The 13,196-nt window shown below is 66.3% G+C and carries 12 protein-coding genes and 1 pseudogene; 8 read left to right on the top strand and 5 right to left on the bottom strand.

Going from position 1 to position 13,196, the window contains the following annotated elements:
• Nucleotides 1-129: 129 nt before the first annotated feature.
• The 4 genes from J7367_RS02910 to J7367_RS02895 all read left to right on the top strand — a co-directional run bounded on the left by J7367_RS02910 (nucleotide 130) and on the right by J7367_RS02895 (nucleotide 3,279).
• On the top strand, nucleotides 130-1,356 hold the full coding sequence (locus tag J7367_RS02910) for a hypothetical protein (protein ID WP_057659912.1): 1,227 nt from the start codon (nucleotides 130-132) through the stop codon (nucleotides 1,354-1,356).
• 75 nt (nucleotides 1,357-1,431) lie between these two features.
• Nucleotides 1,432-1,686 (top strand): hypothetical protein, encoded by a 255-nt coding sequence (locus J7367_RS02905; RefSeq protein WP_057659909.1) that lies wholly within the window; start codon nucleotides 1,432-1,434, stop codon nucleotides 1,684-1,686.
• A gap of 629 nt (nucleotides 1,687-2,315) precedes the next feature.
• The gene (locus J7367_RS02900) at nucleotides 2,316-2,852 is read left to right on the top strand and encodes a DUF4019 domain-containing protein (RefSeq protein WP_057659907.1); all 537 of its coding nucleotides are present in this window, start codon (nucleotides 2,316-2,318) and stop codon (nucleotides 2,850-2,852) included.
• 25 nt (nucleotides 2,853-2,877) lie between these two features.
• Complete coding sequence (locus tag J7367_RS02895; RefSeq protein ID WP_007963996.1) at nucleotides 2,878-3,279, top strand: MAPEG family protein; 402 nt, start codon at nucleotides 2,878-2,880, stop codon at nucleotides 3,277-3,279.
• A gap of 26 nt (nucleotides 3,280-3,305) precedes the next feature.
• Here J7367_RS02895 and J7367_RS02890 read toward each other — a convergent pair whose 3' ends face one another.
• From J7367_RS02890 to J7367_RS02875, 4 genes are read right to left on the bottom strand one after another with little or no spacing between them, the layout of a single operon-like run.
• Nucleotides 3,306-3,626, bottom strand: a complete 321-nt coding sequence (locus J7367_RS02890; protein WP_057659906.1) for a hypothetical protein — start codon at nucleotides 3,624-3,626, stop codon at nucleotides 3,306-3,308.
• Complete coding sequence (locus J7367_RS02885; RefSeq protein WP_057659904.1) at nucleotides 3,623-3,865, bottom strand: RNA-binding S4 domain-containing protein; 243 nt, start codon at nucleotides 3,863-3,865, stop codon at nucleotides 3,623-3,625. Before J7367_RS02885 ends, J7367_RS02890 begins: the two co-directional genes overlap by 4 nt.
• Before the next feature lie 36 nt (nucleotides 3,866-3,901).
• A complete protein-coding gene (locus J7367_RS02880) occupies nucleotides 3,902-4,549 on the bottom strand; it encodes a hypothetical protein (protein WP_022558940.1) in 648 nt (215 codons plus the stop codon).
• 29 nt (nucleotides 4,550-4,578) lie between these two features.
• Entirely contained in the window at nucleotides 4,579-5,076 is a 498-nt protein-coding gene (locus J7367_RS02875; RefSeq protein WP_022558941.1) for a sigma-70 family RNA polymerase sigma factor, read from the bottom strand.
• 167 nt (nucleotides 5,077-5,243) lie between these two features.
• On the opposite strand from J7367_RS02875, the gene J7367_RS02870 reads away from it, so the two are divergent.
• The 4 genes and pseudogenes from J7367_RS02870 (at nucleotide 5,244) to J7367_RS02855 (ending at nucleotide 11,927) form a co-directional block, all read left to right on the top strand.
• Nucleotides 5,244-7,103 carry a DEAD/DEAH box helicase gene (locus J7367_RS02870; protein WP_057659902.1) on the top strand — a complete coding sequence of 620 codons (1,860 nt, stop codon included), beginning with the start codon at nucleotides 5,244-5,246 and terminating at the stop codon, nucleotides 7,101-7,103.
• 248 nt (nucleotides 7,104-7,351) lie between these two features.
• A complete protein-coding gene (locus J7367_RS02865; protein WP_057659900.1) occupies nucleotides 7,352-9,757 on the top strand; it encodes an EAL domain-containing protein in 2,406 nt (801 codons plus the stop codon).
• A 112-nt stretch (nucleotides 9,758-9,869) separates the two neighbouring features.
• The gene (locus tag J7367_RS02860; RefSeq protein WP_057659898.1) at nucleotides 9,870-10,592 is read left to right on the top strand and encodes a pseudouridine synthase; all 723 of its coding nucleotides are present in this window, start codon (nucleotides 9,870-9,872) and stop codon (nucleotides 10,590-10,592) included.
• Nucleotides 10,593-10,799: 207 nt separating this feature from the next.
• A pseudogene (locus J7367_RS02855) lies at nucleotides 10,800-11,927 on the top strand (sensor domain-containing diguanylate cyclase).
• Nucleotides 11,928-12,091: 164 nt separating this feature from the next.
• Here J7367_RS02855 and J7367_RS02850 read toward each other — a convergent pair.
• The gene (locus tag J7367_RS02850; RefSeq protein ID WP_007971847.1) at nucleotides 12,092-13,039 is read right to left on the bottom strand and encodes a DMT family transporter; all 948 of its coding nucleotides are present in this window, start codon (nucleotides 13,037-13,039) and stop codon (nucleotides 12,092-12,094) included.
• Nucleotides 13,040-13,196 lie beyond the last annotated feature (157 nt).

The following is a 13,196-nucleotide window of genomic DNA, read 5'->3' as shown; positions in this document are numbered from 1 at the left end:
CGCACCAGCGCCGGCTGGCCGTTTTCGGACGCGGTTGCGGCGGGCCTGCGCGTTCATGGCCGGGTCAACCCATCGATCCATTCAGCCATAGACTGCGGGTGATCTCCGTCGCGCGCAGTGCCCCACATCATGCTGAAATCGGTTTGTTTGTCCCTTGCCTGCTTGCTCCTGCTGGCCGCCTGCGATCGTTCGGCGACCTCGGCCGATGCAGCAGTTGCGCAGCAGGGTGGTGCAGGGCAGGCCGGCGATGGCGATCACATGGTGTCGGTGGATACGCCCGAACCGGTACCGCCGCCGCGCCCGCGCACGCAGGCAGGCGAGGCAAGCTGGCCGCAGGCGGAACTGGAATCGGGCCAGGCCTGGATCAGCTGCGCGACCGATTACAGCCGCGAGGCCGGCGACGGCACGTTACTGGCGGCCCTGGACCGGGCCAGCGTGGAAGCGGTGCTGGCGCCGTGTCGCGAGACCGGGCTGGTGCGGGTGCGCTACGCCGGCAAGATCAACGCAGGTTTTGCGGCGCTGGTGTGGCGTCTGGCCTCGGTCGCGGAGCAGTGGAAGTTGCCGCATCGCATCCTGGACCTGGATTCCAGTGGCGGGCAGGTGGAGGCGGCAATCCGCGCCGGCTACACCATCGGGGAATCCAACTGGACCATCTGGGTGCGCGAAGGCTCGATCTGCCACAGCGCCTGCGTGTTCGTGCTGGCGGCCGGCGACAACCGCCTGGTCGCCGGCAAGGTCGGCATTCACCGCATGATGCGGATCAGCTCCAAGGCCACCTCGCGCGCCGAGCTCAATCGCGAACTGCGCGAGGTCTACGGCAACGTCAAGGATTACCTGGAGCGCAACGGCGTGGCGGTGGCGGTGGCCGACCTGATGATGACCGTGCCCAACCGTAGCCTGCGCCTGCTCAGCATGGAAGAGCTGCGCGAATACGGGCTGGATGGCACCAACGCGGTGCAGGACGACCTGGAACGCATCCGCCAGATGCGCAAGTGCGGCGATGCCTTCGTACGCCGCAAGGACGCGTTTCTGGTCGCCTTCGACCAGAAGTGCAAGGGCGAGGGCGCAGACCTGGACGCGGTCAATGCCTGCGGCCTGGCCTTGAAGCAGCGCTTCGGCTTTCCGGATGCCGCCTGCCCGGAAGAAAGCCCGCTGGCCGAAACCGATGCCGCGGCGCTGCCGGCCAGCCAGCCGGCCGAGACGCAGACGGGTGAGGCGCAGACCGGCCAAGCGCAGAACGACCAAGTCCAGCGCGACGCCGCAGGTGCGGCAACACCTGCAGCCGAACCAGACGCCGCGCCTGCGCAGGATGCGGCCCAGGCCGGCTCGCCGTCCGCGCTGCACCCCGACGGCTGAGCGCAGCGACCGGCTTCACGCGTATCGCACTGGGCGCTGCCTATCGTCGCTGCATCACAACCGAGCCGGTGACGTATGCGAGGCAAGACCAAGGGTGTGTTACTGGCATATCTCCCGTCGGCCCTGCTGGTGCTGGTCGGCTTCGGCGTGGCCGAGTTGCTGCGCCTGGCCGCTGCCGCCATGCACGAACAATGGCCGGCGACGCTGGCGACCTGGCTGAGTCTGGCGGCGCTGATTGCCGCGATCGCGCGTGCCTTCTGGGTCAGTTGGCGTCTGTGGCGGCCGCGTGGCGTGGCGGCCGTGCCGCCGGCCTCCGGGGGCGAGGCCTAGATCGCGCAGACAACGGCGATGGGACTTCAAAAGGGGGGGGGCTGTTCGCGACTGGCCCCTGATGACTCCAAGACATTGCCGCACGCATCGCACCCAGCCGATGCTGCCATCTGCAGCATGCCTGCCACTTCAAACAGAAGGACGAAAACGCCGCTGCCAGACGGATGACGTCCAATGCGCGCGGCCGTCGGCCGTGGCCAGAGGTCTCTGCTCGCCGCTTGCGTGCTCGAGATATGCGTTGTCCCCAAGGCCCGCGTCAGCGCCTGCCTTGCTGCCTTCAGTGCGGTCTCCGGACCTGCACCCGAGACTTGTGTTGCGCACGAGGCGTCCCAGAGCGTGTTATGTACGTTGAGGTGATGCGAAGCGTCCTGTGGCGCGTGGAGGCAAGGCGCGCAGCGCGGTCTGGGCGCGCCACAGGGCGTTCCTGGCGGGTTTGCCGTCGGCGGCACGGCGCGGGCGCCGCGCGGCTTGCCTTGGCGCCAGCCAAGCCGGCGCCCACGCGGCACCCGCTTTGCACCGCCGGCGGCCAACGCATCTCATCTCAACGTGCATCACGCTCTAGACTGCGCAACTCATCAAGGGTTTGCTGCGCTCTCCCTTTCCACCCGATCCGTACAAGGTCCCGTCCCATGCTTCGTTCTCGTCTGGTTATCGTGTTGGCACTGGCTCCAGCACTGGCGTTCGCTCAACAACCGCAGGCCGCCAGTCGCCCTGCTAGCCCGGCTGGGGCGCAACCGGCACCTGCAGCGCCCGGAGGGCAGCCGGCCCTCAGCCCGGCGCAGCAGGCGCAGCTGACCAAACAGAACACCGAGATGACCCAGGCCGCCTTGCGCGTGGCGCAGATGGTGGACGGCAACCAGGTCGCTTCGCTGTGGGATGGCGCGTCCAAGGTGGCCAAGACCGCGGTCAAGCGCGATGTCTTCGTCAGCCAGATCGGTACCGAACGCGCGCGGCTGGGTGCGGTAGTGGGGCGCGGGCAGGGCTCGGTCACACGGGTCAAGTACGGTCCCGGCGCGCAGGTGCCCGAAGGCCTGTATGTCAACGTCAGCTTACCGATCCGTTTCGCCAAGGCGCAGCAGCCGGTCCGCGAGTTGGTGTCGTTCCGTCTGGACGAAGACAAGACCTGGCGGTTGGCCGGTTACAGCCTGCGCACGGCGGTGAAGTGATGTTTCCATCGGCCGGGAGAAACGTATGCAACTGACGATCGAGCTGCAGATGCTGGGCTGGGCGATGGTGCTCGGGTTGGTTCAACTGCTGGCTGCCTCGGCCAGCATGACCGCCCAACGCGGCACCAAGTGGAACGCCAGCGCACGCGATGGCGAGGCCAAGCCGCTGACCGGCGTGGCCGCCCGGTTGGACCGCGCGTTCCGCAACTATCTGGAGACCTTTCCGATCTTCGCGGCCGCCGTGCTGGCGGTGAGCGTGGCCGGGCGCACCAGCGCAGACACCGCACTCGCCGTGCAGCTCTATCTGTGGGCGCGCGTGGCCTATGTGCCGGTATATGCCGCGGGTATCCCGTACCTGCGCAGCGCCATCTGGGTGGTGTCGTTCTGGGGCATCATCAAACTGGTGCGTGCACTGCTGGGCATTTGAGGCAGCGTCGCCGGCAGGTGTGAGCTTCAATCAGCAGCTTGCACCCGCGCCAAGATTGCATCGATGGCCGCCTGCGTATTGCCGGTACGCAGGGCTTGCTCCAGCATTGGAATCACCCAGGCGCAACCGGCCCTGGTCACATGTGCACACCAGTGGCCGCGCCAGGTGTCCAGTTCTTGCAAGGCCAGCATGCTGCAGCCGCCTCGCTCGGCATGGCCGCCGCGGATGGATTGCTCCAGCCAGAACGGCTTGTCCGCGTCGATGGCGATCGAAAAAACACAGACGTCGTGCGTCGGATCGTCGGCCGAAGGTGCGTTGTTGCGCCGGCTGATCTCCACGACCTTCATGCGTCAGGCTCGGCGTCCGGGTCCCATGCCAGTACGCGAATTTCCACATCGTCCAGCTGTACCAGCTGGCCGGGGCGGATCTTGGCGGTCTTGCGCAGCTCCTGCACGCCGTCGACGCTGACCGCGCCGCTGGCGACGATCGCCTTGCCCTGGCCGCCGCTGTCGGCAATGCCGGTCAGCTTGAGCAACTGGTTGAGTTCGATGTAGTCGCCGTCCAGGTCGAATTCCAGGTATTGCATGGTGCGCTCGGTCGCAGTGAGGCCGCGATTATCCGCCTACTCGCGCTGGAAACGCGCGATCTGTTCCAGCAGGGTTTCGGTACGAGCGACGCTGCGGCCGGCGTGCACGGTGTCCAGGCGTTCCAGCCAGGGGTGACCGCTGCGCTGCAGCCGTCGATAGCACAGCCAGGTGCCGATGCCGCCGAGTACGCCGACCAGCAGGTTGCATAGCAGCCAGGCGTACGGCAACGAAACGCCGGTGAACGCGCGCCACGCAGCGTCTGCCACTGCCACCCACAGCACCCAGAACGCTACGCCCAGCCACGGCGCCACGCGTGTGCGCCAGCGCCGCAGCTGTGCAAGCGCGCGCTGTGTCTGCAGCAGTGGCCTGGCGAAATCCAGCTGCGACAACAGCCACAGTTGACGGGCCGCAGAGGCTGCCAGCGCAACGCACCACATCTGCAGCAATACTCCGCCGACGATGGCTGCCGCCTGTTCGGGGAACGCAAGCCAGCTGTGGGCAACGCAGCCGCTCAATCCGATGGCGCACAGCAGTTGCGCCGACTGGCTCAGCCACAACGGGCGCAGGTGCGCGCGTGCTGCGTGGCTGCGCAGGTCGCCGAGCAGTTGGTTGGTGAGTTCGGCTTGTTGGTCCAGCCGTTGTTCCAGCGAACGCCAGGCCAGGGCGATGTCGTCCAGTTCCATGTCTTGCTCCGGTTGCGGATTGGTGGGGTTCACAGCTCGGCGCGGATGCGCGACTTCAGGCGGCTGAGTTTGGTGGCGACATTGGTTTCGCTGATGCCGAGCACGTCGGCGATCTCGCGATAGCTGTGTTCGTCCAGATAGAGCAACAGCAGCGCGCGTTCCAGCGGCGGTTGGTGTGCGATGAAGGCATACAGCGCGGCCACCTGTTGCTCGCGCACCGGGTCGTGCGCACATGGATCGGCGATGCGCTCCACCACCGCGTCCAGCGCGATCGGCTCGCCGGCCGCACGGCGGCCGCGCAGATCGCTGATCGCTACGTTCAGGGCGATGCGGTACATCCAGGTGGAAAAGCGCCGATTCGGGTCGTAGCCGGGAAATGCCCGCCACAATTGCGTGGCGATTTCCTGCGCCAGTTCGTCGCGGTCGTCGCGGCCGCGGCAATAGCTGGCCGCCACCTTCAGCACGATGGCCCGATGCTGCTGCAGCAGGGCGCTGAAGCGGGTGTGCAGATCTGTGTCCAGGGGCATGGCTCCGGTCGGGCAGGTGAAGGGGCGACACGGGGTGATTCGCGCAGGAGCGCAATTCCTCACAACCTGAATGGACTGTCATGAAAATTTCGACAGCAAGGGGGCTGAAGAGGCACACTATGCTGCTTTGCGCCTGCCGGCTCCGTGCGGCGCCTCCGGAGTTACCCATGACCCAAGAATCTTCCGCGCCGCTGCTGTTTGCAGATCTCGGCCTCTCGGACGCTGTGATGAAGGCCGTTGCCAATGTGGGCTACGAGTCGCCGTCGCCGATCCAGGCCGCCACCATCCCCGCGCTGCTGGCCGGCCGCGACGTGCTCGGCCAGGCCCAGACCGGCACCGGCAAGACCGCCGCGTTCGCGCTGCCGGTGCTGTCCAACGCCGATCTCAACCAGGTCAAGCCGCAGGCATTGGTACTGGCCCCGACCCGCGAACTGGCCATCCAGGTCGCCGAAGCGTTCCAGAAATATGCCGAGGCCATTCCCGGCTTCCGCGTGCTGCCGGTGTACGGCGGCCAGCCGTATGCCCAGCAGCTGAGCGCGCTCAAGCGCGGCGTGCATGTGGTGGTCGGCACCCCGGGCCGGGTGATCGATCACCTGGACCGCGGCACCCTGGACCTGTCCCAGCTCAAGACGCTGGTGCTGGACGAAGCCGACGAAATGCTGCGCATGGGCTTCATCGACGATGTCGAAGCGGTGTTGAAGAAACTGCCGGAGCAGCGCCAGGTGGCGTTGTTCTCGGCCACCATGCCGCCGGCCATCCGCCGCATCGCGCAGACCTACCTGAAGGACCCGGCCGAAGTCACCATCGCGGCCAAGACCACCACTTCGGCCAATATCCGCCAGCGCTACTGGTGGGTGAGCGGTCTGCACAAGCTGGATGCGTTGACCCGCATTCTTGAGGTCGAGCCGTTCGACGGCATGATCATCTTCGCGCGCACCAAGGCGGCCACCGAAGAGCTGGCGCAGAAGCTGCAGGCGCGCGGCATGGCCGCAGCGGCCATCAACGGCGACATGCAGCAGGCCGCCCGCGAGAAGACCATCGCCCAGCTCAAGGACGGCAAGCTGGACATCCTGGTCGCCACCGACGTGGCCGCACGCGGCCTGGACGTGGAGCGCATCAGCCACGTGCTGAACTACGACATTCCCTACGACACCGAAAGCTACGTGCACCGCATCGGTCGCACCGGCCGTGCCGGGCGTAACGGGGATGCGATCCTGTTCGTGACGCCGCGCGAGAAGGGCATGCTGCGCTCCATCGAACGCGCCACCCGTCAGCCGATCGAGGAGATGCAGCTGCCGAGCGTGGACGCGGTCAACGACACCCGCGTCGCGCGCTTCATGACCCGCATCACCGAGACCCTGGCCGGTGGCCAGATCGACATGTACCGCGACCTGCTGCAGCGCTACGAGGCCGAAAACAACGTGCCGGCGATCGATATCGCTGCCGCGCTGGCCAAGCTGCTGCAGGGCGATGCCCCGTTCCTGCTGACCCCGCCGGTGCGCGGTGCGCGCGAGGATACTGCGCCGCGCGAACGTCATGAGCGTGCCGACCGCGGCGATCGCCCCCGCTTCGAGCCGAAGTTCGAACGTGGCCCGCGTGCCGACGGCGAGCGTCCGCGCCGCGAGCCGGCCCCGCGTGGGGAGCCGGAGTTCGGCATGGAGAGCTACCGCATCGAAGTGGGCCACAGCCACGGTGTGAAGCCGGCCAACATCGTTGGCGCGATCGCCAACGAAGCCGGGCTGGAAAGCCGGTATATCGGTCGTATCGATATCCAGGACGATTATTCGATCCTGGATCTGCCGGCCGACATGCCGCGCGAACTGCTCGCCCACCTGAAGAAGGTCTGGGTGTCCGGCCAGCAGCTCAACATGCGCAAGCTGGAAGACGGCGAAGCGGCCACTGCGGCGTCCAAGCCCCGCTTCCCGCGTGGCGGCAAGCCGTCCGGTCGCCCGAACGGCCCGGGCCGTCCGATGGACCGCGCCGGCGCCCCGCACCGCAAGGGTCCGCCGAAGCCGCGCGGCGAGTAAGCCTGTTCGGCATCGCCGGCAGGCACCCTGCAGACGGTGGGCTGCCCAGTATCGCTATGCATTAAAGAGCATAGCGAGCGGGTGGCGCGTTACGGCGCCTCAAGGCGGCGGCGATCAGGCTGATCTCGTCAGCGTCGCTAACCCCGATTGCGGTACGCCAAGCGGGCATAGCCATACAGACTCGGCCGTTACTGCCTTCAGGCGCCCACTGGGCGCCTGAATCGCACTGGGGCGAAGGACGGACGGCGATGGCGCAGGCAATACGCGGCAAGGGCGGTGGGCAAACCATGCATCTGGTGCGTGGCTGGCTGACGCTTCCTCTGGCGCTGTTGATCGGTATCGCCGTCTGCATGACGGTGGTGTCGGCGCTGGTGATCGAAGTCCAGTCCGGCGCTACCGCCTGGATCGTCGGCCAAAACCATTGGTCCAACGCCCAGCAAGAATCGGTGTACTGGATGGAGCGCTACCTGGGCAGCGGCGATACGGCCGATCTGCAGGCCGCCTGCCGCGCGCTGGAAGTGCCGCTGGGCGACCGTGCCGCACGCTTGGCAATCGAACAACCGGTGATCGATTGGGATGCGGTCTACGCCGGTCTGGGCGCCGGGCGTAATGCACATCAAGACATGCCGCAAATGGTGCGGTTGTATCGCTACGGGCACCAAATTCCGTATCTCGGCGACGCCATCGCGCTGTGGAAGCGCACCGACGCCGGCATCCTGCAACTGAGCGACCTGGCCGACCGTGCCGCTTCGGTGCAGGCCGCCAACCGGCCCGACCCGCGTGCGCTGCAGGCACTGCGCGATGAACTGCATCTGCTGGACGGCCGCATGCGCCGCGACGCCTCCGACTTCCTGTCGTACCTGACCCGCTGCGCGCGGCTGCTGCACGATGTGATGGTGGTCTGCAGCCTGGCCACCTTGCTGCTGGTCTTGATCACCTGCGTACTGGCGATGCGGCGCATCCGCGATTATCTGCTGTCGCACGAAGGTCGCTTCCGCACCGCGTTTCAGCAGGCGGCGCTGGGCATGGTCAAGTTCGATCTGCGCGGCAACGTGCTGGATGCGAACGCGTCGATGGCCAATGTGCTGCTCTACCGGCCCGAGGAGCTGCAGGCCTGCACGCTGGCCGAGGTGATGCATCCGGAAGACATCAAGCTGGACAGCCGCGGCATGCTCGATTGGCCCAAGCTGCTGCAGTCCGGCGAGTTGCGCTTCGTGCGTGCCGACGGCGGGGTGATGTGGGGCCGCTGGAGCGCGTCGTTCGTCGAGCCGGGGCCGGAAGAGCCGACCCTGGTGCTCGCGGTGATCGAAGATGTCTCGCACGCGCACGAGCTGGCCGACGAAGTGGCCTTCCATGCGCGCCACGATGCGATGACCGGGTTGATCAACCGGCATGAAATCGAACGCCGGCTGCTGCGCCTGATCGAACTGCCGCAATCACCGCAGATGTGCCATGCGCTGTGCTTTGTCGACCTGGATCATTTCAAGCTGGTCAACGACACCTTCGGGCATGCGGTCGGCGACAGATTCCTGTGCCACTTCGCCGATGTGATCACCATGCAGCTGCGTTCCGGTGATTGGTTGGGGCGCCTGGGCGGCGACGAGTTCGCCATCCTGTTGGCCAATACCGATCTGGCGCAGGCGCAGATCGTGCTGGAACGCATGCATGGCGCACTCGGGCAACCGTGGAGCCATCAAGGCGGGCGACCGCTGACGCCCAGTTGCAGTTTTGGCGTGGTGGAGATTCGCCAGGGCGTCAGCGACCTCAATGCCTTGATGACCGCCGCCGATCTGGCCTGTCATGCAGCCAAGGAAGAAGGGCGCAACCGCATTCGCTGCTTCAACGAAAACGATCTGGCGCTGGCGCAGCGCCGCCACGATGGTGGCTGGATCAGTGCGGTGCAACAGGCGATCGCCGAAGAGCGTTTGCTATTGTATGCGCAGAAGATCCAGGTGCTGAACGACCCGGGACGCCTGCAGTACGAGGTGCTGGTGCGCATGCGCGCCAGCGACGGACGGGTGCTGAGTCCGGGTGAATTCTTGCCGGCCGTGGAGCGTTACGGCTTGGGGCGCATGGTCGATACCTATGTGCTGGAAGCGCTGTGCGCGCAGTTGTCGGCCAACCCGATGCATGTGGCGACGCTGGACCTGTGCCACGTCAATCTGTCTGCGCAGTCGATCGCGCAACCGGATTTTCTCGACGTCGTCTGCGCCCTGTTCGAGCGCTACCCGGCACTGGTGCCGAAGCTGTGCATGGAGATCACCGAAACCGCGGTCATCGGCGATTTGGAACACGCGCAGCGTTTCGTGCAGAGCGTGCGCGCGTGCGGCTGTCATGTGGCGCTGGACGATTTCGGCAGCGGCCTGGCCTCGTTCGGCTATCTCAAGCAATTCACCGTGGACGTGTTGAAGATCGATTGCGGCTTCGTCCGCAACTATGCGCACGATGCGGTGGATCGCGCGGCGGTGCATTCGATCGCCCAGGTCGGGCTGGCGCTGGGCATCGAGGTGGTCGCCGAAGGCGTGGAATCGGAGGCCGACATCCCCGGGCTGCGCGAAGCCGGTGTGGGCCAGGTGCAGGGTTTCAGCCTGCATCGTCCATGCCCGCTGGAAGAGCTGTTGCACACGCCGCAGCTGGTGGCCGTCTCCGGATAAGCGCGCTTGACCCAGGCGACTTCCCGCAGTGCCATGCCGGTGCTGCGTGTACACGCCTCTGGCGGCTGCACGGTAGTTTTGTTGGCTGCTCTAAATCGCCGATAATTGGCAGATGACGATCCGACTCAACAAATACATCGCCGAAACCGGCTTCTGCTCACGCCGCGAGGCCGATCGCCTGATCGGCGAACGCAGGGTCACCGTCAATGGCATGCCCGCCGGCACCGGCGCGGTGGTCGGCGAGGAAGACACCGTGCTGGTGGATGGCCAGCCGCTACGCATACGCGAGGCCAAGAGGCTCGGTGGTCGCAAGCACGTCTACATCGCGCTCAACAAACCGGTGGGCATCACCTGCACCACCGAGAGTTCGGTCAAGGGCAATATCGTCGAATTCGTCGGTCACGAGCAGCGCATCTTCCCGATCGGCCGGCTCGACAAGGACTCCGAAGGGCTGATCCTGATGACCAGCAACGGCAACATCGTCAACGAGATCCTGCGCGCGGAAAATCGCCACCAGAAGGAATATCTGGTCGCGGTCAACAAGCCGGTCACCGACGAATTCCTGCGCGGCATGGCGCGCGGCGTGCGCATCCACAACGAAACCACGCTGCCGTGCCGCACCGCGCGCATTGCCAAATTCGGCTTCCGCATCGTGCTGGAGCAGGGCCTGAATCGACAGATTCGCCTGATGGCTGCCGAGTTCGGCTACCGGGTGACCCAACTGCGCCGGGTGCGCATCGACAACATCAAGCTGGCTGCGCTCAAGCCGGGGCAGTGGCGCAACCTCAGCGATGCGGAATTGCGCGGCCTGCTGCCGCAACGCACCGACTGGTAAGCGCCTGTGCCGGGCCGACTGCATCGCTGTTAGGCCAGCGCAGCCGGCGTTTTGGGCATGGCACCTGTCCGCGCTGCAGTGCCGTTCTGCCGCGTCACACGCGCAACCCCGTGCTGGGTGTTTGCGCCCGCTAGATGGGTCACGCTTGGAAACATCCGATGCCGGCCAGGGCGGTGCTTGCGGTGTTGCACAGTGGGGGCCCGCCCGATGGTGGCACTGGCTGGGCTCCGGCATACTTTTACAGATAACAGCCAGGGGGCGGCAGTGATCAAACCGGAATTGCCGAGCAACGAGGCCGAGCGGCTGGCCGCGCTGCGCCAGTACGACGTGCTGGATTCGCCGGCCGAACGGGCATTCGACGACCTGACCATGATTGCCTCCACGCTGTGCGAGACGCAGATGGCGGCGGTGGTGCTGGTGGACGAAGACCGGCAATGGTTCAAGTCTGCGCACGGTGCGCCGCGCAGCGAAGCACCGCGCGATATCTCGTTCTGCGCGCACGCGATCCTGCGCCCGGACGAAGTGCTGACGGTGGACGACACCTTGCTGGACCCACGCTTCCACGATAACCCGATGGTGGTCGGCAGCGGTGGGGTGCGCTTCTACGCCGGCGCGCCGCTGGTGACCAGCCAGGGCATGGCGCTGGGCTCGCTGTGCGTGTTCGACCAGGCCCCGGCGCATCTGCGTCAAGGCCAGCGCGAGGCCTTGCAGGCATTGTCGCGGCAGGCCTCGCAGCTGCTTGAGTTGCGGCTGGCCGGCAGGCAGTTGCGCCAGCAGTTGCATGAGCGCGAGTGATACGAACAGCAGATGGCCGGCTATTACGCGCAGATGGATGCGTTGAACGCCGACCTGGTCGAACAGACCCGCACCGATCCGTTGACCGGCCTGCCCAACCGGCGCGCGTTCGCGGTGGCATTGGCGGCGGCCACCGAACAGACGCGCGCGGTGGGCCAGCCGCTGTCGGTCGCGCTGCTGGATGTGGACCATTTCAAGACCGTCAACGATGTGCATGGGCACGATCAGGGCGATGCAGTGCTGCGCGAGCTGTCTACACTGCTGCGTGCGCATATGGCCGGTGCCGGCACCATCGCCCGTTATGGCGGCGAGGAATTCGTGTTGCTGCTTCCCAATGCGGATCTGCTGCAGGCACGCGTGCAATGCGAATACCTGCGCCAGAGCGTGGCGGCAATGACGATCGCGCTGCCGGTGACGGTGAGTATCGGTGTGGCGACCTTGTACCCGCAGGAAAGCGTGGAGGCGGTGATCAAGCGCGCCGACCAGGCCCTGTATGCGGCCAAACGCGGCGGGCGCGATCAGGTGGTTGCGCTGGAGTAGGGGTGGGCGTGGTTGCGCGCTCGCCGATGCAGATGGCCTGGCAGGCGCCTGGAACCTCGATCGCTGCGCACCGGGATGCTGACGCCGCGGATGCGGCTTGAACGTCAGCGTGCTTCAACGCAGCGGTCGCTGTGGAGAAGCGTTGGTCTTGCAGCGCCGTGCAATCAGTCGACGATATTCTTCGCCTCGGCTGTGCCGAGCAATTCCGGGTGCGCAACCGTCCGCCGACGCTCCAGGACCGGATGCAGGAATACCGCGCCGAGAATGATCGCCACGCCGAGATAGAACTGCAGGGTCAGCTCGCGTTGTTCGCCCAGCAGCGCGATCGCCAGCACGATGGCGTAGACCGGTTCGAGATTGGTCACCAGTTGCACCGAATAGGCGCTGAGATGCCGCAACGCCACCAGTGCCAGCGCGAAGGGCAGCAAGGTGCAGGCCAGCGATAACGCCAGCAGCAACGCGCCATCGTGCAGGCTGGGCACGACCAGCAGATCGCCATGCAACGCCGGCAGCAGCAGCGGCATCGCCGGTGCAAGCAGGGTCAGGGTCAGGGTTCCGGCGCCCAGTTCCAGCGCGGTGACGGTGAGCGGGTCGGCATGCGCCACCATGCGCTTGTTGAGCGAGCCAAATAGACCGACGAACACCGCCGAAATCGCGCCTACCACCACGCCGGCCCGCATGCCGTCCGGCACCCCGCCAACGACCAGCGCCACGCCGGGCAACACGGCCAGCCCGAACAACAACTCGCGCGGACGGAACGGGCGATGCGTGACCAATGGCTCGATCACTGCCGTGAAAACCGGCGCCAGTGCGATACAGGTCGCCGCCACCGACGCATTGGCCAGCTTGATCGCGCCGTAGAAGGTGAGCCAGTGCAAGGCCACCAGCGCGCCGATGCCGCAATAGCCCAGCACCACACGCCCGGACAAGCCGCGCAGCCCGCGCCACACGCGTGGCCACAAGGCCAGTGCCACCACCACGATCAACATGCGCCACCACACCAGCGGCAATGCCTGCAGCGTGATCAGCTTGCCCAGGATCGCGGTGATGCCCCAAAGCAGGACGCAGAAGTGGATGTGCAGTTGCGCCTTGCGCAGGTCGGTCGTGGGCATGCGCCATTGTCGCCGAAAACTGCGTGATGTTGCGCTGCGAGGGCGGCGGCGCCCCTGTGCAGCGGCGGGGCGAGGGAATGGCCGACCAGCTGTCGAGCCGTCATCGCGCGACCCGCCAGCCATCGACCGACTTGCATCACGGCAAGATGGCCGGCGA

The sequence above is a fragment of the Xanthomonas sp. D-36-1 genome (assembly GCF_017746155.1).
Taxonomy (GTDB): domain Bacteria; phylum Pseudomonadota; class Gammaproteobacteria; order Xanthomonadales; family Xanthomonadaceae; genus Xanthomonas; species Xanthomonas cissicola.
The sequence above is the reverse complement of the archived record's forward strand: the minus strand, read 5'-3'. Positions and strand labels throughout refer to the sequence as shown.

Bases quoted from the DNA above. Each gene is read 5' to 3' on its own strand.
- J7367_RS02875 (WP_022558941.1), bottom strand. From the start codon at position 5,076: ATGCCCCTGGACACAGATCTGCACACCCGCTTCAGCGCCCTGCTGCAG.
- J7367_RS02865 (WP_057659900.1), top strand. From the start codon at position 7,352: ATGGCGCAGGCAATACGCGGCAAGGGCGGTGGGCAAACCATGCATCTG.
- J7367_RS02885 (WP_057659904.1), bottom strand. From the start codon at position 3,865: ATGCAATACCTGGAATTCGACCTGGACGGCGACTACATCGAACTCAAC.
- J7367_RS02880 (WP_022558940.1), bottom strand. From the start codon at position 4,549: ATGGAACTGGACGACATCGCCCTGGCCTGGCGTTCGCTGGAACAACGG.
- J7367_RS02870 (WP_057659902.1), top strand. From the start codon at position 5,244: ATGACCCAAGAATCTTCCGCGCCGCTGCTGTTTGCAGATCTCGGCCTC.
- J7367_RS02890 (WP_057659906.1), bottom strand. From the start codon at position 3,626: ATGAAGGTCGTGGAGATCAGCCGGCGCAACAACGCACCTTCGGCCGAC.
- J7367_RS02860 (WP_057659898.1), top strand. From the start codon at position 9,870: ATGACGATCCGACTCAACAAATACATCGCCGAAACCGGCTTCTGCTCA.
- J7367_RS02910 (WP_057659912.1), top strand. From the start codon at position 130: ATGCTGAAATCGGTTTGTTTGTCCCTTGCCTGCTTGCTCCTGCTGGCC.
- J7367_RS02850 (WP_007971847.1), bottom strand. From the start codon at position 13,039: ATGCCCACGACCGACCTGCGCAAGGCGCAACTGCACATCCACTTCTGC.
- J7367_RS02900 (WP_057659907.1), top strand. From the start codon at position 2,316: ATGCTTCGTTCTCGTCTGGTTATCGTGTTGGCACTGGCTCCAGCACTG.
- J7367_RS02905 (WP_057659909.1), top strand. From the start codon at position 1,432: ATGCGAGGCAAGACCAAGGGTGTGTTACTGGCATATCTCCCGTCGGCC.
- J7367_RS02895 (WP_007963996.1), top strand. From the start codon at position 2,878: ATGCAACTGACGATCGAGCTGCAGATGCTGGGCTGGGCGATGGTGCTC.